General features: G+C 63.1%; 1 protein-coding gene. It reads left to right on the forward strand.

Annotated features, from left to right (window positions below; translation table 11 throughout):
• Window positions 1-2 precede the first annotated feature (2 nt).
• Window positions 3-1,047 (forward strand): GDP-mannose 4,6-dehydratase (gene gmd / locus EIP75_RS23775; protein WP_233585026.1); only part of this gene is annotated, 1,045 nt, incomplete at its 3' end.

Genomic DNA, 1,047 nt, shown 5'->3' on the forward strand with positions numbered 1-1,047 from the left:
TGATCACCGGCGTGACCGGCCAGGATGGCGCCTACCTGGCCGAGTTTCTGCTGAACAAGGGCTACGAGGTACACGGCATCAAGCGCCGGTCGTCGCTGTTCAACACCGATCGCATTGATCACCTGTACCAGGATCCGCACGTCGATAACCGCAACTTCATCCTGCACTACGGCGATCTGACCGACAGCACCAGCCTGGTGCGCATTGTGCAGAAGGTGCAGCCCGACGAGTTGTACAACCTGGCGGCACAAAGCCATGTGGGCGTGAGCTTCGAAGAGCCCGAGTACACGGCCAACGCCGACGGCATCGGCGCGCTGCGCCTTCTGGAGGCCATCCGCATCCTGGGGCTGGAGAAGAAGACGCGCTTCTACCAGGCCTCCACCTCCGAGCTGTACGGCCTGGTGCAAGAGATACCCCAGAAGGAAACCACCCCCTTCTACCCCCGCAGCCCGTATGCCGTGGCCAAGATGTACGCCTACTGGATCACGGTGAACTACCGTGAGGCCTACGGCATGTACGCCTGCAACGGTGTGCTGTTCAACCACGAAAGCCCGGTGCGCGGCGAGACCTTCGTCACACGCAAGATCACCCGCGCCATCAGCCGCATCGCGCTGGGTTTGCAAGAGTGCCTGTACCTGGGCAACATGAGCGCCCTGCGCGACTGGGGCCACGCCAAGGACTACGTCGAGATGCAGTGGCTGATGCTGCAGCAGCAGCAGGCCGAGGACTTCGTGATCGCCACCGGCGTGCAGTTCAGCGTGCGCCAGTTCGTGGAATTCTCTGCCAAGGAGCTGGGCGTGACGCTGGCCTTCGAGGGCGAGGCCGAGCAAGAGGTGGGCAAGGTCGTCAAGGTCGAGCCGGTCAACGGCGAACTGCTGGCCAAGTGCAAGGTGGGCGATGTGATCGTGCGGGTGGACCCGCGCTACTACCGCCCCACCGAGGTCGAGACACTGCTGGGCGATCCTACCAAGGCCCGCGAGAAGCTGGGCTGGACGCCCAAGATCTCGCTGCCTGAACTGGTGGCCGAGATGGTGAAAAGCGACTACG

It is taken from the genome of Aquabacterium soli (assembly GCF_003933735.1).
Classification (GTDB): Bacteria; Pseudomonadota; Gammaproteobacteria; order Burkholderiales; family Burkholderiaceae_C; genus Aquabacterium; species Aquabacterium soli.